The following is a 20,333-nucleotide window of genomic DNA, read 5'->3' on the forward strand; positions in this document are numbered from 1 at the left end:
CGGGATGGACGCACCGCTGGTGTACCAGTTGTTCCGCCAGGAGCATAGCTGGGTAGCTATGTGCGGAAGGGATAAGCGCTGAAAGCATCTAAGCGTGAAGCCCCCCTCAAGATGAGATTTCCCAATTAGTAAGACCCCTTGAAGACGACGAGGTAGATAGGTTGGAGGTGGAAGCACAGCAATGTGTGGAGCTGACCAATACTAATCGGTCGAGGGCTTATCCTATTTGATTCAAAACACGAACTTTCGCATTCAGTTTTCAAGGTATGACCTTGAACTTTATATTGGCACTAAGCCAATGCTGTTTGGTGGCGATGGCGGAGGGGTTCCACACGTACCCATCCCGAACACGACCGTTAAGCCCTCCAGCGCCGATGGTACTTGGACCGCAGGGTCCTGGGAGAGTAGGACGTCGCCAAGCACACAAAAACCACTGTTGAGATTACTCAACGGTGGTTTTTCGTATATGCATGTCATAACCGTTTAGATAATGAATGGAGATCAGCTAACCATCTCATACTAACGATAAATATCCATGTAAAATGTGCACGTGCAGTGGACATTCATTCGTTTCGAAATGAAATGAAAGCTCCTGAAAAAACGGATTCCAAAACAAGTCGCATATCCTTGACAGCCACATACTGCTTTGCTAAGATTGCAATAATATATTTTTAGAGATGACGTGAATCATAGGACAAGCCTTTTGTAATAAGGGTTTGGATAATGAATGCGCCAATACAATCACAGGGAGGAACTTTCTGGTGTGGGAATCTAAATTTGTTAAGGAAGGTTTGACTTTTGACGATGTGCTGTTAGTACCTCGTAAATCGAGTGTACTGCCACGGGAAACAGACGTATCGACTGTCTTGAGTGATAAGGTGAAGTTGAATATTCCAATGATTAGTGCCGGGATGGATACAGTTACAGAAGCTCCATTGGCAATTGCAATTGCCCGTGAAGGCGGTATCGGTATTATTCATAAAAATATGTCTGCTGAACAACAAGCTGAAGAAGTGGATCGGGTTAAGCGCTCAGAGAGCGGCGTTATCACAAACCCATTCTCTCTTTCCCCGGAACATACTGTTGAAGATGCGGATCGTGTAATGGCAAAATATCGTATTTCCGGTGTTCCAATTGTAGACGGAGAACATAAGCTTGTAGGTATTTTGACAAACCGCGACCTTCGTTTCGTTCATGACTATAGCATTCGAATTAAGGAAGTTATGACTCATGAGAACTTGGTGACTGCTCCAGTAGGAACTACGCTTCAAGAAGCAGAAGTTATTTTGCAGCAGCACAAGATCGAGAAGCTACCTCTGGTTGATGAATCCAACGTCCTGAAGGGGCTTATCACAATCAAGGATATTGAGAAGGCAATTCAATATCCGAAGGCTGCAAAGGACGCTCAAGGACGTCTCCTGTGCGGTGCGGCAATCGGTATCTCTCAAGATTCGTTTGAACGTGCTGAACTGCTTGTGCAAGCTGGTGTTGACCTAATTGTAGTAGACTCGGCTCATGGTCACCATATCAACATCATTGAAGCAGTACGCAAGTTGCGCGGCCTATACCCAGATTTGACAATCATCGCAGGGAACGTAGCTACAGGTGAGGCAACTCGTGACTTGATCGAAGCAGGCGCTTCAGTGGTAAAGGTTGGAATCGGACCAGGTTCTATCTGTACAACTCGCGTTATCGCGGGTATCGGCGTACCGCAAATTACAGCAGTTTATGACTGTGCGAGCGTAGCACGTGAGTATGGTATCCCTGTAATTGCGGATGGTGGTATTAAATATTCTGGTGATATTACAAAAGCCATCGCTGCTGGCGCGAGTGCAGTTATGCTGGGCAGCTTGTTCGCAGGTACGGAAGAGAGCCCTGGTGAATCTGAGATTTACCAAGGACGTCGTTTTAAAGTGTACCGCGGCATGGGCTCCCTTGGCGCCATGAAGCAGGGTAGTAAAGATCGTTATTTCCAAGATAGCAGCAACGAGAAGAAGCTCGTACCAGAAGGCATCGAAGGCCGCGTAGCTTACAAAGGGCCTCTTGCTGACACCATTCACCAACTGCTTGGTGGATTGAGAGCAGGTATGGGGTACTGTGGTACACATAACCTGAAAGAGCTTCAGAACGATACTCATTTCGTGAAAATTTCTGGCGCAGGATTGCGTGAAAGTCATCCGCATGATGTGCAAATTACAAAAGAAGCTCCGAACTATTCCATGTAATTGTGTTGCAAACACGGAAAATGTCGACAAGGAAAGACAGGGTATTACAACCCTGTCTTTTTTTTGCGTGTCCGGCTATGTTAGAATAGCAATGGGACTCAACAGGGAGAGGAGTTGTACGTAGTGTCTAAGCAACATACAACAGTAAAACAAAACAAATGGAAACGAGCGGTCGCTTTGGTTACCGCATGTCAAATATTGAGCTTTGCCTTATTGCCATCTGCAGGAATGGTGGCTGCTGAGGCGGCTGCACAAACACAAACAAAGCAAGTAGCTACAACAAATGGAAATGCGGGTCAAGTCATTACAGATAAGAAGAAGCTTGACTTGCAGCTTCGCTCAGCGGTACTCATGGAGGCCTCTACCGGAAAAGTATTAGTCGATGTTGACTCGGAAATTGCGTATCCTCCAGCCAGTATGACGAAGATGATGACAGAATATATTGTCATGGAAAAAGTAAAGAACAAAGAGTTGAGCTTTGATGATGAGGTTGTTACAAAGAAAAATGCTTCAGTAACGGAAGGGTCGCGCATCTTCTTAGCAGAAGGGGACAAGCATAAAGTTCGGGATTTGTATATTGCGATGGCAATCGGATCCGCCAATGATGCGACAGTTGCTCTAGCTGAACATATTGCTGGCAGTGAAGCAGAATTCGTAAAAATTATGAACGAGACGGCAAAACGTCTTGGGATGACGAAGACACATTACATCAACTCTACTGGATTAGATTGGGCTAGTATGCCAAAAGACTTCCGTCCCGCTGAAAAAGCAGAGACTATGATGTCTGCTATGGATGTTGCAAAGCTAGTTCGTGCAATCGTTAACGATCATCCAGAATTCAGCGAGTTTACAAAAATTCAATCCTATAAATTTAGAGAACGTGATAAAACGCCAATTTCCAACTTAAACTGGATGCTTGAAGCGAATAAGGATGTTGTGAACTTCAAGCGTTATGCATATCAAGGTTTGGATGGAATGAAAACCGGATTTACTGATATAGCGCAATATTGTTTTGCAGGTACGGCTGTACGTGATAATATGCGTCTGATCTCGGTTGTTATGGGGGCAGCAAATAAAGGGGCTCGTTTCGAAGAAACAGCTAAATTGCTAAACCATGGCTTTGAGCATTTTGAAGTAAAGAACGAAATTGCACCGAAAAAGACAGTAGTAGGAGTAGAGACAGCTCCGATCAAAAAAGGTGTCGAGACAGAAGTGCCGATTGTTGCTGAGTCTGGTGCGTCATTTGTGATTCCGAAGGGTGCAAGTACCGAAGGTAAAGTAACAACAGAAGTAAATTTGAAGCCGGCAAGCGAGCTTATTGCGCCAATTAAGAAGGGTCAGCAAGTGGGAACCGTTACGTTTACCTACAAGGACAATGGAGCCGAGCAGAAGAAAACGGTGAATATGATTGCCACAGAAGATGTGGAAAAGGGCAGTTGGTGGCGTCTATTCTTCCGTGCAATTGGAGAGTTCTTTGCTGATTTGTTCAAATCTATCAAAAATTTGTTCTAGTTTCGAAGTATTGATCTATGAAATGGTCTACGTCTATGACAAAATCAATTGTCTATTCGATTGACCATCATGTAAAATAGAGGAATGAAACTGTAGCAATAGGAAATGACTGATTAGTGGCGGGGGGCAAACAAAATGGAAACAGGTACAGCTCGAGTAAAACGTGGTATGGCAGAAATGCAAAAGGGCGGCGTCATCATGGACGTCATGAATGCGGAGCAAGCGAAAATTGCTGAAGCAGCAGGCGCTACAGCGGTTATGGCGCTTGAACGTGTCCCATCTGACATTCGTGCAGCTGGTGGCGTAGCTCGTATGGCAGATCCGACAATCGTAGAAGAGGTTATGAAGGTTGTATCGATTCCAGTTATGGCAAAGGCACGTATTGGTCATTATGTAGAAGCCAAAGTATTGGAATCCCTTGGCGTTGATTACATTGATGAATCTGAAGTGCTGACTCCAGCAGATGAAGTATTCCATATTGATAAAAATACATTCACTGTGCCATTCGTATGCGGCGCTAAGGACTTGGGCGAAGCGCTCCGTCGCATTAGCGAAGGTGCGGCTATGATCCGTACGAAGGGTGAGCCGGGAACAGGCAATATTGTTGAGGCTGTTCGCCACATGCGTCTAATTACTAGCCAAGTGCGCAAAGTACAAAGCTTGTCCAAAGATGAGCTGTATGCAGAAGCGAAAAACTTGGGCGTAGCGTATGACTTGCTTCTTGAAGTACATGAGAGAGGCAAGCTCCCAGTTGTCAACTTCGCAGCAGGCGGTGTTGCAACCCCTGCAGATGCAGCGTTGATGATGCATTTGGGTGCAGACGGCGTATTTGTAGGCTCTGGTATTTTCAAATCTGACAGTCCTGAGAAGTTCGCTCGTGCAATCGTAGAGGCGACAACTCATTATGAAGATTATGCGTTGATTGCAAATGTGTCCAAGAACCTTGGTACACCAATGAAGGGTATTGAGATTTCCAAGCTTGCGCCGTCTGAGCGTATGCAGGATCGCGGCTGGTAAGATCAATAACATGGCAGGCTGTAGGAAGCATCAATATGGTGCTTCCTAGTCTGCGTTAGAACCCAATCACCAAATGGTGTAAAAAGTACAAACCTCAGGGGAAAGAAGGGACTTCACGGATGAACATCGGAGTATTGGCGCTGCAAGGCGCGGTAGCGGAACATATGCGCAGCTTGGAGGCAGCGGGAGCTCATGCGGTAGCCGTGAAGCGGCCAGAACAGCTGGATGAGCTGCAAGGGCTTATCATTCCTGGTGGAGAGAGTACTACCATTGGCAAGCTCATGCGTAAGTACGGTTTTATCGAAGCGCTTCGTGCATTTGCGGCTGCGGGAAAGCCGATATTCGGTACATGTGCGGGACTTATTTGTCTGGCAGAGCGAGTAGAAGGTCAGCAAGGACTAGAGGAACCGCATCTGCGGCTTATGGATATGACGGTATTGCGCAACGCATTTGGACGGCAACGTGAGAGTTTTGAAGCAGATTTGAATGTGAAGGGCATTGAGCAACCTGTACGAGCTGTGTTTATTCGTGCCCCGCTTATTCAATCAGTTGGTGAACGCGTGGATGTGCTGTGCGAAGTCAATGGTGAGATTGTGACAGCGAGACAAGATTCGCTGTTAGCTTGCTCGTTCCATCCAGAGCTGACATCCGACGTAAGTCTGCATCGATATTTCGTCGATATGGTTAAACAAGCTGAAAATGTAGCAGGCTAAAGGAAAGCGAACACTTTGACTCTTCCTCGAGATAAGGAGAGTTAAGGTGTTTTTATCAGATATACGGTATAATAGTGATATAGAATGATACGGATAGAAACGGTGTAATCCTTGGCTATGGCAATAGAGTTGAGTCGTGTATCCGTTTCTGGCAGGAGGGTCAATCGGTGCTAGATATCAAATTGTTAAGAAATGAGTATGGACGCGTAGCTACTGCGCTCCAACATCGAGGTAAAACGGAGGATATGATCGCGGACTTCCCGGAGCTTGACGCACGTCGCCGCGAAATGCTGCAAGAGACTGAACAGTTGAAAAATCAACGTAATGTTGTGTCTCAAGAAGTAGCGAAAAAGAAAAAGGCAGGCGAGTCAGCCGACGAACTGATTGCGCAAATGCGTGAAGTAGGCGATCGGATTAAAGAGCTCGATGAAGAGATTCGTCAAATTGAAATGCAAATGGAACAGATAACGCTGTCCATTCCAAATGTACCGCATGAAAGTACGCCAGTAGGGAAATCGGAAGATGACAATGTTGAAGTTCGCCGTTGGAGCGAGCCTACTTCATTTTCCTTTGAAACGAAAGCTCATTGGGATTTGGCTCAGGATCTTGGCATTCTGGACTTCGAATCGGCCGCTAAGGTCACAGGCTCTCGCTTCGTGTTCTACAAAGGTGCTGGAGCACGCTTAGAGCGTGCACTCATCAGCTTCATGCTCGACGTGCACACGACACAGCATGGATATGAAGAAGTGCTCCCTCCGCTCATCGTAAACCGCGACAGCCTGATCGGTACAGGTCAGCTGCCGAAGTTCGAAGAGGATTTATTCAAGATTGAAGGGACAGAGTATTATCTGATCCCGACAGCAGAGGTTCCTGTAACGAACCTCCACCGGGACGAAATCTTAACAGATGATCAAGTGCCTCGTTACTATACGGCGTACAGCTCTTGCTTCCGCTCTGAGGCAGGTGCAGCTGGACGCGATACACGTGGTTTGATTCGTCAGCATCAATTCAATAAGGTTGAACTTGTGAAGCTGGTCAAGCCTGAGGATTCTTATACAGAACTGGAGTCCCTTACGAACAATGCAGAGAAGATTTTGCAGCTCCTCGGCCTGCCATATCGCGTTATGGCGTTGTGCACGGGAGATCTGGGGTTCAGCTCTGCGAAGACGTATGACTTGGAAGTATGGTTGCCAAGCAGTGGTTCGTACCGTGAAATATCTTCTTGCTCAAACTTTGAAGATTTCCAGGCGCGCCGTGCGAATATTCGCTTCCGTCGCGATACGAAGTCTAAGCCTGAGTTCGTTCATACATTAAATGGTTCCGGCCTTGCAATTGGCCGTACAGTCGCTGCGATTATGGAAAATTACCAGCAGGAAGACGGTTCGATTGTCATTCCAGAAGTACTCCGTCCATATATGGGTGGAATGGAAGCCATTCGCAAATAATTGAAAGAACACTATTGCAATGTAACAATGCATATGATAAAATAAAGACTGTCCGACTCGATTCGGGCAGTCAAATATGGAGAGGTACCGAAGTGGTCATAACGGGGCGGTCTTGAAAACCGTTAGGGTGCAAGCTCACGTGGGTTCGAATCCCACCCTCTCCGCCATAACATTCAAATGTAGAACCCACATCCTTAGAGATGTGGGTTTTTTGCTGTATAAAATGGCTCCGCTGACCGCAAACTGTAATTGAACAGTGGAGGTGTTGCTCTTATGAATCAGGAAGAAAAGCTGCAAGTTGATCAGTCGACACTTGTGAGTGCTTGGCAGCAGACGCTGCCTACAAGGCTGAACCCTGGCGATCAAGCCAAAGTATTGCCTGACGGTGCGAATCCACAGGCACTCGTTATTCATATCGATACAGCCGGCCGTCAAATGTACTCATTCGATTTCCATTGCGCTTATGTGGATACGCGCGAGGTCAAGCTCAATCTAATTGATGTCGAGAAGAGCGGGGTTCATATCGATGAGCGGACAGAGGTTGTGCAGGAGCTCGTACAAAATTATATGCGTCACATACATGAGTGTGCGCAAGCACTGCATGATGTAACCAATCACGGCCAAGTACACTAGGAGGAATGAAGATGACGAAAGCGAAGGATGGTCTGGACAAAAATTTGAGCAATGTCATCAAGGACTTGGAGCAGGCACCTGTTACTAGTCATCATGCCCAGCAATTGCAGCAGGATCATAACGATCGGCGTCATCAGGATGCATTGAATCATGATAAGCCAACGGATTTGGAACATTTATAATGACAGAGGAGCGTACGCAATGAGCAAGCCAAGAGCAGTGCCTGTACCTGACAAGGAACAATCCAGCCGGCATCAAGCAGGCAATGAACGGAATGCGATGCAAGAGCCATTGTCAGGGTCTAAGAAGACGAAGAATGCGAATCATGTGAGTCACAACAATCCTGAGGGATAAGTCAAAGTGGAAACAATCAACACGGATTTTCCTTGTTATGCGCAAGGGAGATCTGTGTTTTTTTGTGCCATGATAAAGAGTTATTGTTGTCATTCACTAGTGCTTTCCTTATTAATATTTCCCAGTAGGGTCCAACATAGAAAGGAATTCCGATATAATAAAGAGTGTAGTGTATTTTGAGGCTTGTATAGAGAGGTGAAAGCGATGGAGCATCTGACGACGAACACCAATACTGACAACAGTAGTTCTAAGGAGAATCAAGCATCGGCTTCGCAAGAACCGGATCATTTTGAAGCATTCGCCCAACTGAATGCCATGGACGGTGCAGCGGTTGCTAATGTACGACAGTATCAGCACACGAAGATTGGCCTGATTAAGCTTCTCAAGCGAATTATCTTTATTGTCGTTGGATCTGTCCTGATGGGGGTCGGACTTGAATTATTCCTCGTCCCGAATCAAATAACGGACGGCGGTGTAACCGGTATTTCGATTATTTTGTCTTATGTAACCTCGATACCACTAGGCGTTTTTCTATTTCTTCTTAACTTGCCCTTCCTAATTGTCGGCTACAAGCAAATTGGCAAAACATTTGCCCTTTCCACATTGCTCGGCGTCCTTGTCATGTCGCTCAGTACGATGCTGCTGCATGATGTAAGCGCCTTTACGGAAAATACGTTCCTAGCTGCTGTATTTGGCGGGATTATTCTTGGGATCGGCGTTGGGCTAGTCATTCGATACGGCGGATCGTTGGATGGCACAGAAATAGTAGCGATTTTACTCAATAAGCGATCTCCTTTCTCCGTAGGCGAAATTATTATGTTTTTCAACCTGTTCATACTCACGAGTGCTGGCTTCGTATTTGGCTGGGATCGTGCAATGTATTCCCTTATCGCGTATTACATTGCGTTCAAAATGATTGATATTACGGTTGAGGGATTGAACGATTCGAAGGCAGTATGGATTATAAGTGACAATCACAAGGAAATTGGAGATGCGCTGCTTAGCCGTCTTGGCCGAGGAGTAACCTATATGAAGGGTGAAGGTGGGTTCTCCGGGGATGAGAAAAAAGTGATTTTCACCGTCATTACTCGATTGGAGGAAGCGAAGCTCAAAGGGATCGTAGAAGAGCTTGACGAGCAAGCGTTTCTTGCAATCGGCAACATTCATGACGTCAAGGGTGGAAGATTCAAGAAGAAAGACATCCATTAAGAAAGATACGATAGGACGAAGTTCACATGTTTAAAAATAGAGTCATGAAATATATTTCAAAGGAACTATTTTCAATGCCATACGTATAGGTTAATATATACTGGGTATTTTTAGACATACTTATTATGAGGAATAGGGGTTGAACAAGTTGAAAAGAGGTTTGAAGAGCGCATTAGCACTAATATTTGCTCTAGCTTTAATTATTACGGGGTGTGGAGCGAAGTCTAGTCCGAAGGAATTAATCGAGGGTTCTTTAGGTAAGTCCCTCGATATGAAATCTTATGCATTTAATACATCGATTAAGTTAGAAGATCTTCAAGTGGATAATGGTTCCGCAGCACTTGATCCAAATGCAAAAATGGTTCTCAATATGCTGAAAAATGCTGAGCTTAGCGTAAATGGCGTTGTACAACAAGAGCCAATCAAGATGGAAGCGAATGTTGAAATTAGCCTTAAAGGCGACATGGAAATGAAGTTCTCTCTTCCATTCTCCATGGATGAAAATAAAATGTGGGTAAAGATTCCGAATATTCCGATGTTGGCTGGTCAAATTCCTGATGAATTGGTTGGGAAGACAGTTGAACTGGACTTGAAGAAACTTGCTGAAGATTCAGGTCAAGAGATGCCATCCGCAAAGGATTTGAAGGCAATGCAAAACCTGAGCAACGATTTGTTCAAAGCACTTCTTGGCAAGTTCGATGAGAAAACATATTTCTCCATAGTTGAGAAAAAAGACGCTGGTCTTCCTGAAAGTGTAGATGCGAAGCAAATTGTGAAGTTCAATGTTACAAATGAGAACTTGGAGCAATTCGTTACAACATTCGTTAAGGATGCGTTGCCTGCAATCGCTGATGTATTAGGCAAGGAAGAGTACAGCAAGCTGCTTAAAGTGGAAAAAGACCAAGTTGAGAAAATGAAGCAAGAAATGAAAACAGATGACAGTGAACTGAAAAAGGGCATCGAAGAAATGAAGAAGTCGTTGAAGATTAACGAGCTGAGCGTGACTACAGCAGTTAACAAGGATCAATACCCTGCATACCAAGTTGTTGTAGCAAACTTGGATGTAACTGGCGACGATGGTGTGAAATCGAAGATTGCCGCTCGTTTGACAAGTGAATTGAGCAAGATCAACGAGAAGGTTGAGTTTAAACCAGTACCATCCGATGTTCTGACGATGGAACAATTGCAGCAAATGTTCGGTGGCTATTAAGATAAAGTCAAAGGAAGGTCGTCGTTCTCTTAGAGAGCGGCGGTATATTAACAAAGGGAGAAGCCGCATGGTTCAACTAGGTTGAGCCTGCGGCTTCTTTCTTGTTGCATATAGATTAAGCTTTGCCGCGCAAACGACGAAAAAATTGCGTTAGCATTGCCGCGCATTCTTCCCGCAGTACGCCTTCAATAACTTCTGCACGATGGTTGAAGCGGGGCTCCTGAAGAAGGTTCATAAGCGTGCCCGCACAACCTGCCTTGGGATCCGTCGTCCCATATACAACGGTAGGTACGCGTGATTGAACGATAGCCCCGGCACACATTGGGCAAGGCTCCAAGGTAACGTATAAAGTGCAATCAAGTAATCGCCATGCCTGCAGGTGCTCACTCGCTTCCCTAATGGCAATCATCTCGGCATGGGCCGTTGAATCCAGCGAAGTCTCTCGTAAATTGTAGCCGCGACCAATAATTTCGTTCTGATGTACGACAACGGCGCCAATAGGCACCTCTCCAATCGCTTCGGCCTTGTGGGCTTCTTCAATAGCCATGCGCATCCAGTATTCGTGCTGAGTTTCTTGTTCAGGTTCAATCGATTGTATTTCCAACTTTAACTTCCTTTCTCTTATCCCTGCCTCTATTGCTGCCAAGTATAATTGCATTAGACGCAAAGATGTGTAAAAGTATAGCCGTTATTCATCGAACAAATATTCGTTGTTAACAGTGTGTGTATAATCCTGTGGATAACTAATAATTGTGCACAGGATTATACACATCTTATCCATAACTGTTCACATTATGTGTATAAGTTGTTGATAACTATGTGTTATTCATATCGGCAGGGTCGGAACTTGTCGATATTATTATACCTTCTTCCTACAATAATCGCCAAAACCATGGACAAATCGCCCTATATTACGATATGATTCGAAGAGATACTCCAACGAAATCCAACATTTGTCAGGATATCCGACATTATCTCCATTGACCTAGATTCTGATGGATAGGCCTGATAGAGGTGAAGCATGAGACTTTCCATCAAAGCGAAATTATCAATTTCCATAGCTTGTATCGTGTTTGTCGTCCTTTTGCTTCATATGATCCTCACCTACAACATTACCAAGGATAAGCTTGTTGAGGAAATTCAGCAGCGAATGAATGCAATTGCTCAGCAGATCAACGTATCCGTTCAGCAATCCCGCATGGCAGCTGCTTCATTTGAGGAGCAATTGGCGGAGAAGCTGCATATTGCATCTATGTATGCTGCGGATAAGCTCCCATCCCGAATTGATAGTATTACGAACGAGCAGCTGCAGCAAATAAGCAAAGATATCGGAATATCCCACATTTCCCTTTTGCATCAGACGGCGAACGGTGATGATATTACAATTGCTCGATCCTCTGATCCGAAGGAAATCGGAATGTCGACTAGACAGTGGGGATACTGGTATACCGCTTTTACTCAATTGCTCGAGGATCAGCAAGTATGGATTACCCAAGGGCAGAAGCGTAAAGATTTTTGGGCAGGCCCCTTCGATGTGTCTTCTTCCAATCCGGAGCATATCGATAAGTGGGGGTATTATTACGACGGTAAGCGGGATTATATTATTAATCCGTTTATTCGTGATGATAAAGTGGAGACCTTCTTTGAACTAACGAAGCCCAATATCTTAATCGAGCAGACGTTAAATGCTCAGTCCAATATTGTGGAGATCGCAGCTCTGAATGCCGACCACTTTAATAATGAGCCTGTATCCAAAGTTCGCAGCGATGGCGTGCAAATTGTAGATGACACAAAAAGCCGTGTCCTGTATGGCGAATATACATTGAAACATGCACGTGATGAAGAATACATTCGGAATGCCTTGGAGCGAAAAAAACCACTATTTTACGAAAGTGAATTCGGCAGCAGAACGATTATTAAGGGATTCATACCGATCATCGGTACAACAGCCTATGTATTGAATATTTCAATGGATGCTAGAACGCTCGTAGAAGCGCTGCATGACCAGTTAATGCGCAATGTCGCCGTAGGCATTGTGTTATTGGAGATTGTCCTTATTGGCAGTTATATGCTGTCTGGCATCCTCATACGCCCTCTGCAATCGATATTGAACAAGATCAATATGATTTCGGTAGGTCATTTCAATACGCAATTGAATATTGATCGCAATGATGAGCTTGGCATACTGGCGCAGCGAATCAATACGATGGCACGCAATTTGGATGCTTCTACAGAACGACTGCGGATGTCCTATTTGGAGAACCGTGCCATGAAAGAGCATTTGGAATCGTTCATTAACCAATCGAATGATGCCATTCATGTGACGGATTTGAAGGGACGAATTGAGCGTGTAAATCAAGCGTTCGTCGATATGTTCGGCTGGACCTCGGAAGAGGTGTTGGGCAAGCCCTTGTGCAATATTCCGGAGGATAAGCTGGAAGAAGAACGGAAAATTCATGAGGCTAAGCGTCATGGCGAATATGTAAGCAACTGGGAGACGACGCGTCTGACGAAGGACGGGCGTGTTCTGGATGTTAGTGTCACCACTTCGCCAATGTACAATGAGGGTGGAGACTGTATCGCTTGGGCCAGCATTACTCGGGATATAACCAGCCGTAAGCGAATGGAGGAATTATTGCGCCGTTCCGAGAAGCTCACGACGGTTGGACAGTTGGCAGCAGGTGTTGCGCATGAGATTCGAAATCCTTTAACGACGCTGAAAGGCTTCCTGCAGCTGCAGCAGCGTACGAGATCATTGAATGATAATCATATGGACATGATGCTGGCGGAGCTGGAGCGCATCAACTTGATTGTTAGTGAATTCCTTGTACTGGCCAAGCCTCAGGCTATTCAATTCCAGCCGAAAGATGTACGCCGCATTGTAACAGATGTTGTCGCTTTACTGGACAGTCAGGCAAACTTGAATAACGTGCACTTCGCCACCCAGTTCGATGAATTTGTACCGTTAGTGAATTGTGAAGAGAACCAACTGAAGCAGGTATTTATCAATGTGATGAAAAATGCGATGGAGGCAATGCCGGAAGGTGGCATGGTCGAAATTGCTGTACAATCACGACATAAGGGTCTAGTTGTGGTGAAAATTCTAGATCATGGTATCGGTATACCGGAAGAGCATTTGTCCCAACTTGGAGATCCATTCTTCACAAGCAAGGAATACGGAACAGGTCTTGGCCTCATGGTAAGTCAGCGAATTATTCATAACCATCGAGGATTGATTGAAATTACTAGTGAGCAGAACATTGGAACTGAGGTAACGATTTCGTTGCCTGCAATTGGCGCAGAAGAGGAGGGCAGTGGTGATCTTACCGTGCCGCAGCCTACGTTAACCGCAATCTCGTCATAAGGATAGTTTAAAACGAAGGGGTGCCTTGATAGAGACGATATTACGACTCTATCAGGGCACCCCTATTTGTTCGTTGTATTATCTGTACGGTAACGACTCAGTTTTGCTCAGTTAATTCATTCGCCGCTTTATTCTTATCCGTGTATTTGCGAAGAACGGATACCTCTACTCGGCGATTCTTCGCTTGACCTTCAGTGCTGCTGTTGTCAGCTACAGGATGATACTCGCCCATCCCAACCGCTTGGAATAGCTTCGGATCAAGTCCGGAGCGTTCCAAGACGACCTTCATGAAGCTAAGCGCCCGTGCAGAGCTCAGATCCCAGTTCGACTCAAATCTGCTGTTGCGGATAGGGCGATTGTCTGTGTGCCCGCTAATGACGACAGAGAAGCCTTGATACTGCTTCAACATGTCGCCGATTGTAGCTGCAAGCTGCTTCGAATCACCCTTCAAGTTGGCCTTACCGGAATCGAAGAGCGCGCTATCTTTAATTGTAATTTTCAACTCAGAGTGATTAAGTTTCGTATTCAACTGATCAGTTAACCCATTGTTGGAAATATACTGATTCATCTTATTCTGAAGCTGCTCAAGCTGCTGCTGTTCTTGCTTGGCATGCAACATATATTGTTCTCGCTCGTGATTGCGCGATTTGGTGAAGTTTTTAGGATTCGCTTCAACCATGCTGGATTTCGATCCGTCTGAGCGAATAATAGCTGATTCATTTAAAATACCAGCCCCTCCACCGCCGGAATCCAACGCTGAACTGAAGGCTTGGCTCATTTGCTCGAATTTTTTCGCATCAACCGCCGACATGGCATAGAGCACGATGAAAAGAGCGAGCAGCAGTGTCAAAATATCGGCATACGGAATGAGCCATGTCTCATCTGTATGTTCTTCCTTCGGGGGTGTTCGTAATTTCTTACTCAACGCTTGCCCCCTCCTTAACACTCATAAGAGCACGCTCTTGTGGAGTCAAGAAGACAGAGAGCTTTTGGTTAATTGCAATGGTAGATACGCCGGATTGAATGGACAACAGTCCCTCGACCATCATGAGTCGAATTTCAATTTCGCTGTGCGACAGGCGCTTCAGCTTATTGGCGATCGGATGCCATAGCACATAACCGGAGAATATCCCCATCAATGTAGCAACGAACGCTGCGGCAATCGCTTTAGCCAGGTGCTCCATTTCCGACATTTGCGATAGGGCGGCAATCAGACCGATTACGGCACCCAATACCCCAAGCGTAGGGGCGTACATGCCCGCTTGCGAGAAAATGAGCGCTCCAGAATGGTGTCTTTCTTCGGTTGCATGAATGTCTTCCATGAGCACGTCACGCACGAAGTCTTGATCATTGCCGTCAATAATCATCCGCATTCCGTTGCGGAGGAATTCGTCTTCAATTTCGTCTATACGTGTTTCCAAAGCAAGCAAGCCTTCACGGCGCGTAATTGACGCCCATTCCATGAAGAGTTGGATCAATTGAACACGGTCAACCAAATCTTGCTTTTTGAAGAGCAGCCCGATAAGCTTAGGAAATTTTTTCAGTTCCTTCATCGGGAAGGCAATGAACAGGGAACCCGCAGTACCAACAAAGATAATCATAATGGCTGCTGGGTTGGCGAGGTTCGAGATAGGCGCCCCCTTAAAGTACATCCCTAGCGTGACGGCAGCAAGGCCGAGCACGAGACCAATGATCGTAGATTTTTCCATAATTCCATACACACCTCATCCATGAGTATAATGGTGCTTCCTGCGAGCGTATTCGACAGCGTTAGCCGAAATACGTAAAAAAAAGATGCAATATTCTTTTTATCGGCAAAACAGCTCTATTTATTTAATGAACATTTTGTTCCCTGGCTCAAAAGTTAGAGGAAAAAATAGGATTGACAAGAAAGAGGCAAGGAGAATAAAATGTCATCTAAATACTTAGTAAGTTAATCGGAATATATGGTGATTCAGTGGGGAGTGTGGTTTCATTCGATGAACAGCTCTGAAGGAAAAAGGCTGGGCTCAAATGATAACGAGATTTTTGCACAAAGTTTTAGGCGGGTTGTTCAAGGAGAAATGACAACGGGGTGAAAGAATTTCATTGTGAAATGGGGGCTTTCAATGTCTAAAGACCAACTATATGCATTGGATAATTTGGTTACTGTTAAGGCGCCATCTGAACATCTTACGAACAGACAACTGCGTGTGCGTGTTGTAATAATTCTCATCTCATGGTTCTGCTTGATGGCGTTATTGGCGGGTTGCGCATCGGTTGGAGCCGGAACGGGCGCCCAAAATGGGGCGGTAGCCGACACCTCCGGTGCAGGCAAGAACGGGTCTCGCAAAGTGATTCGCATCGGCTATCAAAAGGGCAACACTTTAAACATTCTGAAGGTGAATGGCAATTTGGATAAACGCCTGAAGGAAGCGGGATATGAGGTGGAGTGGAAGGTATTTGCCGGGGGGAACTTCTTGCTTGAAGCACTGAGCAGTGGCAGCATCGACTTCGGGCATGCAGCGGATGGATCAGGTGTATTCGCACAAGCAGGCAATAAGCCATTTGTATATGTGGGCAATGATCATCCGAATCCGGAGGGAATGGGAATCGTCACTTATCTGGAATCAGGAGTGCAATCAATTGCCGACTTGAAGGGGAAGAAGCTTGCGGTAGGCAAAGGCGGTAATCATCATTACCTGGCAGTGCTGGCGATAGAGAAAGCAGGTCTGAAGCTTGAAGATGTTCAGTTCGTTTACGTCAAGGATGCGTCGGAAGGGCGAGCGGTGTTTGAAACGAGACAGGTGGATGCGCTAGGCTCCTGGGATCCGTTCTTTGCAGCTATACAGACAGATTTGAAGCCAATGACGTTAACGGATGGTCAAGGATACTCGCCGAATCGTACGTTCTATTATGCCAATGAGCAGTTTGCCAAGGAACACCCAGAACAGATACGGACTATTTTAGAGGAAATTCAAGTGTCGGATGAATGGGCCAACACCCATAAGGATGATGTGATTAAGCTGCTGTCCGAAACACAGGGAATCGAAAAGGCAGCTATCGAGCTTGCAGTGAAGCGTCGCACCTATGGGGTCGAATTGTTCAATTCGGAAATTATCAACGCGCAGCAGCAGCTAGCGGATACGTATTATCGGATTGGTTTAATACCGAACCCTATCAAGGTAGCTGATCGGATGCCGTTGGATGCGCCTTGGGCCGTACAAGGGCCTGTGAGGAGCAAGTGATAAAGGGGGAATCGCAATGCGTACGACAGATGCTGTATCGTCCACGAAGTTGGCAAATCGAGAAGAAGAAGACTCGCGATCCATCTATGCAGGCAGCGGATCAGTGGAGAAGTCAGGCGCGGCACCATCTTCATCTCTTATAGGTCCTAAATCGCTGGGATCACCGGGGAAAAGGGATTCGGCAAATGCAAAACATAAAAATACGGTTCATGCTTATGCTGCTGATTCGCGACGTAAGGATGGCTGGGGGAACAGGATTGCAGCAGTTAGTGCGCCTTGGCTGCTGCCGATTGTTTTTTTAGCGATTTGGCAGTGGGCTTCCTCGTCTGAAGTAGTGTCTGCACAACTGTTGCCAACACCGACCAAGGTACTGCACACATTGTGGGAACTGACCATAAACGGAACGCTCGGCTATCATATTGGTGTCAGTCTTCAGCGCGCCCTCATCGGCTTCGTTATTGGTGGCGGGATTGGTTTCTTATTGGGCGTGCTTAGCGGCCGATACTTGGGGTTTTATCGGCTGTTCGATACATCGATTCAAATGCTGCGCAATATTCCTCATTTAGCTCTTGTCCCACTCGTCATCATTTGGCTGGGCATTGATGAAGGGGCCAAAATTTTCCTTGTCTCCCTTGGCGTCATGTTCCCGATTTATGTAAATACGTATCATGGCATCCGCAGCGTTGATCCAGGTGTTGTGGAGATGGCAAAGGTGTATGGTCTGCGATCCGGGTCATTATTTCGGCACATTATATTGCCGGGGGCACTGCCCTCCATATTTGTTGGCTTGCGATATGCGCTCGGTGTCATGTGGCTGACTCTAATCGTTGCGGAGACAATTGCCACTGATGCTGGAGTCGGTTATTTGGCGCTCAATGCACGTGAGTTTATGCAGACTGACATTATTATATTAAGCATTTTGTTATATGCGGCGTTCGGTAAAGGAGCCGATGTGTTCGCGAAGCTGCTGGAGCGCAAGGCACTGCGCTGGAGTACTGAGCATCGGGTAGGACATTAAGAAGCGGACTACCAAATACTCGGCTTGCTGTAGGCTTAGACGATAGGCAGGTTCAGCTTTTATTGTTGCAGATTGTGTGGATAGCAACATCCATTTCATCCTTGAAGGAGAGAAGGAGGCAGTCGAACTATGGGAGGATATCAGGCCATGCGTCCACTAACGCAGACACGATGGCCGCTTCAATCAAAGGAGGCGGCTGATCAAGCCAATATCGAAGGAGCGGAAGTGAAGATCAGTGGCGTAAGTAAATATTTTGGTGAGCATCAAGTCTTGGATCACATTGATCTGACGATACCAGAGGGGCAGTTCGTCGCCGTCGTGGGACGTAGCGGCTGCGGTAAAAGTACGCTGCTTCGTCTCTTGGCGGGGTTGGAGCAAGCAACGGAGGGCAAGCTGCTTGTAGGAGGTGTACCGGTTGACGGAATTCGGGGAGGAACCACGGTCATGTTCCAGGACAGTAGACTGATTCCATGGAAAACGGTCGTTGATAATGTAGGAATTGGTTTGCAGGGAGATTGGAGGCCAAGAGCAGAACAAGCGCTTCATCAGGTTGGACTCGATAGCCGCCAGCATGATTGGCCGAATACCCTTTCGGGCGGGCAGAAGCAGCGAGTTGCGCTGGCAAGAGCGTTGGTACGCAAGCCAAAGCTGTTGCTGCTGGATGAGCCGCTTAGTGCGCTGGATGCACTGACGAAGCTGGAGATGCAGCAATTGATTGCGTCCTTATGGGGAGATCAGCGGTTTACAATACTGCTCGTCACGCATGATGTGAATGAGGCTGTGCGATTAGCGGATCGCATCGTGCTCATTGATCAGGGTCGAATTGCACTGGATGTTGCCAATCCATGTTCCAGACCGCGTCAGGTAACCGATCAAGAGTTTGGAGCAATGGAGCGGCGGGTGCTGGAGCATATATTTGCAGATCATGCAGTTTAATGAGAGATCGGAGTCTTTAATTTGCATAATTACTGAAATAACATGTGCTGGATATGAAATAGGATAAAGAGGGGGGATGGACGTGACACAAGGTGTAGGGCATTCATTGGAGAGGCTGGACACTGGGCATATTGATGAACTGCCGGCAGAAAGGAAGAAATCACATACGCAGACGGCAGATCCAGAATGTAAAGTGAAGCGGGGCTTAGCGCAGGTAGAGCAAATTGCTAGGCAGATGCGGGAGGATGCAGCAGATTTGGATAGGAAGCATGGTCTGCCTTCGCATCATGTAGAGAAGTTGAAGAAAATTGGCTATCCGTCCTGGAACGTTCCAGAGGAATACGGAGGCCTTGCAATGCCGCTTACTGCATGGTTGAAGGCGCAAGAACTGCTGGCTCAAGCCAATCCGTCTGTGGCACTTGGGATGGGGTGGCATATGAGCATCATCCATGAGTTGGCGGAGCGCCGTACTTGGCCAGAAGGAAGCTTTGCCGAGGTATGTCGCCGCATCGTGCATGAAGGCGGACTGTTAAATCGCGCAGTTATGGAGGTCGGGGGCGGAAGTCCTTCTCGTGGCGGCAAGACACGAACTACAGCCAAACCTATCGAAAGCGGGGGATATGTGGTAAGTGGCCGCAAGACGTTCACAACTTTTGCTCCGCTGTTGGAGTGGTTCATTGTAACAGCTGCGCTTGAGGATAGTGAGGACGTGATTGAGCTGTTGATACCGCATGATGCTGCCGGGGTGTCGATTGAATGGACTTGGAATATGGCTGGGATGCGCGGAACAGCAAGTCATGACCTGGTGCTAGAGCAGGTGAAAGTGACAGAGGACGCACTCCTATATAGGCATAATCAACGTGATCGCTCACTGCCAAATCCGTATCTTCTTCATATCCCAGCGTGTTATTTAGGCATCGCCACAGCTGCCCGCGATGAAGCGATTTCCTTTGCTACCGCATATACGCCCCCATCGTTGTCGGAGCCCATAGCAAGTACGCCGAACGTGGAGCGGCACCTAGGTGAGATTGAACTGGAATGGACAGCGGCACGAAGATTCCTCTATGGTGTGGCAAAGTCCTGGGAAGTGGGAGGCGCCGAGAGAGAAGCACTGCGGGCTGTTGATCTTGCAGCGGCGAAGGTATTCGTCGTGCAGGCGGCGCAGTCAATTGTCGATAAGGCGATGCGTATTGTTGGCGCGTACAGTCTTCGTATGGATCATCCGCTGCAGCGAATGTATCGTGATGTGCGATTCGGGCTGCATAATCCTCCGATGGAGGATATCGCACTAACTCAGCTTGCAAGAGCTTCCGTTCAAGATTGGAAAAGCAGAAATCTCTCTTAGCAGGGTTGAAGATACTTACTTTAAGATTGCTCTTATATTAGAGGGGTGGTTCTTCATATAAAAATCTATAGCATGTTGCCAGGAGCAGAACGATGAGTCTGCTCTTTGTTCTGTTGTGTTGTGAT

General features: G+C 46.5%; 18 protein-coding genes, 1 tRNA gene and 2 rRNA genes. 18 read left to right on the forward strand and 3 right to left on the reverse strand.

From position 1 onward, the window contains the following. The 13 genes from ACQ5BJ_RS24715 to ACQ5BJ_RS24775 form a co-directional block, all read left to right on the forward strand. Window positions 1-225 (forward strand): 23S ribosomal RNA (locus ACQ5BJ_RS24715); the annotation flags it as partial. Between the two features lie 79 nt (window positions 226-304). Next, window positions 305-421: ribosomal RNA gene (gene rrf, locus ACQ5BJ_RS24720) — 5S ribosomal RNA — on the forward strand. A 340-nt stretch (window positions 422-761) separates the two neighbouring features. Next, the gene (guaB, locus tag ACQ5BJ_RS24725; RefSeq protein ID WP_005545604.1) at window positions 762-2,225 is read left to right on the forward strand and encodes an IMP dehydrogenase; all 1,464 of its coding nucleotides are present in this window, start codon (window positions 762-764) and stop codon (window positions 2,223-2,225) included. A gap of 123 nt (window positions 2,226-2,348) precedes the next feature. Continuing rightward, window positions 2,349-3,737, forward strand: coding sequence for a D-alanyl-D-alanine carboxypeptidase family protein (locus ACQ5BJ_RS24730; protein WP_005545605.1), 1,389 nt, complete (start codon window positions 2,349-2,351; stop codon window positions 3,735-3,737). A 135-nt stretch (window positions 3,738-3,872) separates the two neighbouring features. Then, window positions 3,873-4,754, forward strand: coding sequence for a pyridoxal 5'-phosphate synthase lyase subunit PdxS (gene pdxS / locus ACQ5BJ_RS24735; protein ID WP_005545606.1), 882 nt, complete (start codon window positions 3,873-3,875; stop codon window positions 4,752-4,754). A 119-nt stretch (window positions 4,755-4,873) separates the two neighbouring features. Then, the gene (pdxT, locus tag ACQ5BJ_RS24740; RefSeq protein ID WP_005545607.1) at window positions 4,874-5,467 is read left to right on the forward strand and encodes a pyridoxal 5'-phosphate synthase glutaminase subunit PdxT; all 594 of its coding nucleotides are present in this window, start codon (window positions 4,874-4,876) and stop codon (window positions 5,465-5,467) included. Window positions 5,468-5,634: 167 nt separating this feature from the next. Beyond that, window positions 5,635-6,912: a serine--tRNA ligase gene (serS, locus tag ACQ5BJ_RS24745; protein WP_005545608.1), complete on the forward strand. Its 1,278-nt coding sequence runs from the start codon at window positions 5,635-5,637 to the stop codon at window positions 6,910-6,912. A gap of 78 nt (window positions 6,913-6,990) precedes the next feature. Then, window positions 6,991-7,079, forward strand: a tRNA-Ser gene (locus tag ACQ5BJ_RS24750). 106 nt (window positions 7,080-7,185) lie between these two features. Next, window positions 7,186-7,545 carry a hypothetical protein gene (locus tag ACQ5BJ_RS24755; RefSeq protein WP_005545610.1) on the forward strand — a complete coding sequence of 120 codons (360 nt, stop codon included), beginning with the start codon at window positions 7,186-7,188 and terminating at the stop codon, window positions 7,543-7,545. An 11-nt stretch (window positions 7,546-7,556) separates the two neighbouring features. Next, on the forward strand, window positions 7,557-7,727 hold the full coding sequence (locus ACQ5BJ_RS24760; RefSeq protein ID WP_005545612.1) for a hypothetical protein: 171 nt from the start codon (window positions 7,557-7,559) through the stop codon (window positions 7,725-7,727). Between the two features lie 19 nt (window positions 7,728-7,746). Next, a complete protein-coding gene (locus ACQ5BJ_RS24765) occupies window positions 7,747-7,899 on the forward strand; it encodes a small acid-soluble spore protein P (protein WP_005545614.1) in 153 nt (50 codons plus the stop codon). 315 nt (window positions 7,900-8,214) lie between these two features. After that, window positions 8,215-9,108: a YitT family protein gene (locus ACQ5BJ_RS24770; protein ID WP_163978638.1), complete on the forward strand. Its 894-nt coding sequence runs from the start codon at window positions 8,215-8,217 to the stop codon at window positions 9,106-9,108. 148 nt (window positions 9,109-9,256) lie between these two features. Then, window positions 9,257-10,318, forward strand: coding sequence for a DUF6612 family protein (locus ACQ5BJ_RS24775; RefSeq protein ID WP_268598198.1), 1,062 nt, complete (start codon window positions 9,257-9,259; stop codon window positions 10,316-10,318). A gap of 115 nt (window positions 10,319-10,433) precedes the next feature. Here the strand turns inward: ACQ5BJ_RS24775 and tadA are convergent, their stop codons facing one another. Next, window positions 10,434-10,922, reverse strand: a complete 489-nt coding sequence (gene tadA, locus ACQ5BJ_RS24780; protein ID WP_005545619.1) for a tRNA adenosine(34) deaminase TadA — start codon at window positions 10,920-10,922, stop codon at window positions 10,434-10,436. Window positions 10,923-11,339: 417 nt separating this feature from the next. Here tadA and ACQ5BJ_RS24785 point away from each other — a divergent pair, with 417 nt between their 5' ends. Next, a complete protein-coding gene (locus ACQ5BJ_RS24785; RefSeq protein ID WP_268600382.1) occupies window positions 11,340-13,682 on the forward strand; it encodes a PAS domain S-box protein in 2,343 nt (780 codons plus the stop codon). A gap of 97 nt (window positions 13,683-13,779) precedes the next feature. Here the strand turns inward: ACQ5BJ_RS24785 and ACQ5BJ_RS24790 are convergent, their stop codons facing one another. Both ACQ5BJ_RS24790 and motA read right to left on the reverse strand, forming a co-directional pair. Then, window positions 13,780-14,607, reverse strand: a complete 828-nt coding sequence (locus ACQ5BJ_RS24790; protein WP_289356789.1) for a flagellar motor protein MotB — start codon at window positions 14,605-14,607, stop codon at window positions 13,780-13,782. Next, a complete protein-coding gene (gene motA / locus ACQ5BJ_RS24795) occupies window positions 14,600-15,391 on the reverse strand; it encodes a flagellar motor stator protein MotA (protein WP_005545622.1) in 792 nt (263 codons plus the stop codon). Before motA ends, ACQ5BJ_RS24790 begins: the two co-directional genes overlap by 8 nt. Window positions 15,392-15,790: 399 nt before the next feature. Here motA and ACQ5BJ_RS24800 point away from each other — a divergent pair, with 399 nt between their 5' ends. The 4 genes from ACQ5BJ_RS24800 (at window position 15,791) to ACQ5BJ_RS24815 (ending at window position 20,208) form a co-directional block, all read left to right on the forward strand. Beyond that, window positions 15,791-16,909, forward strand: a complete 1,119-nt coding sequence (locus ACQ5BJ_RS24800) for a sulfonate ABC transporter substrate-binding protein (RefSeq protein WP_005545623.1) — start codon at window positions 15,791-15,793, stop codon at window positions 16,907-16,909. 256 nt (window positions 16,910-17,165) lie between these two features. After that, on the forward strand, window positions 17,166-17,927 hold the full coding sequence (locus ACQ5BJ_RS24805) for an ABC transporter permease subunit (RefSeq protein WP_040735758.1): 762 nt from the start codon (window positions 17,166-17,168) through the stop codon (window positions 17,925-17,927). Between the two features lie 129 nt (window positions 17,928-18,056). Continuing rightward, complete coding sequence (locus ACQ5BJ_RS24810; protein WP_367667676.1) at window positions 18,057-18,863, forward strand: ATP-binding cassette domain-containing protein; 807 nt, start codon at window positions 18,057-18,059, stop codon at window positions 18,861-18,863. Window positions 18,864-18,939: 76 nt separating this feature from the next. Then, entirely contained in the window at window positions 18,940-20,208 is a 1,269-nt protein-coding gene (locus ACQ5BJ_RS24815; protein ID WP_430112831.1) for an acyl-CoA dehydrogenase family protein, read from the forward strand. The last annotated feature ends 125 nt before the right edge of the window (window positions 20,209-20,333 follow it).

This window comes from Paenibacillus sp. B1-35 (assembly GCF_050474385.1).
GTDB classification, from domain to species: domain Bacteria; phylum Bacillota; class Bacilli; order Paenibacillales; family Paenibacillaceae; genus Paenibacillus_B; species Paenibacillus_B alvei.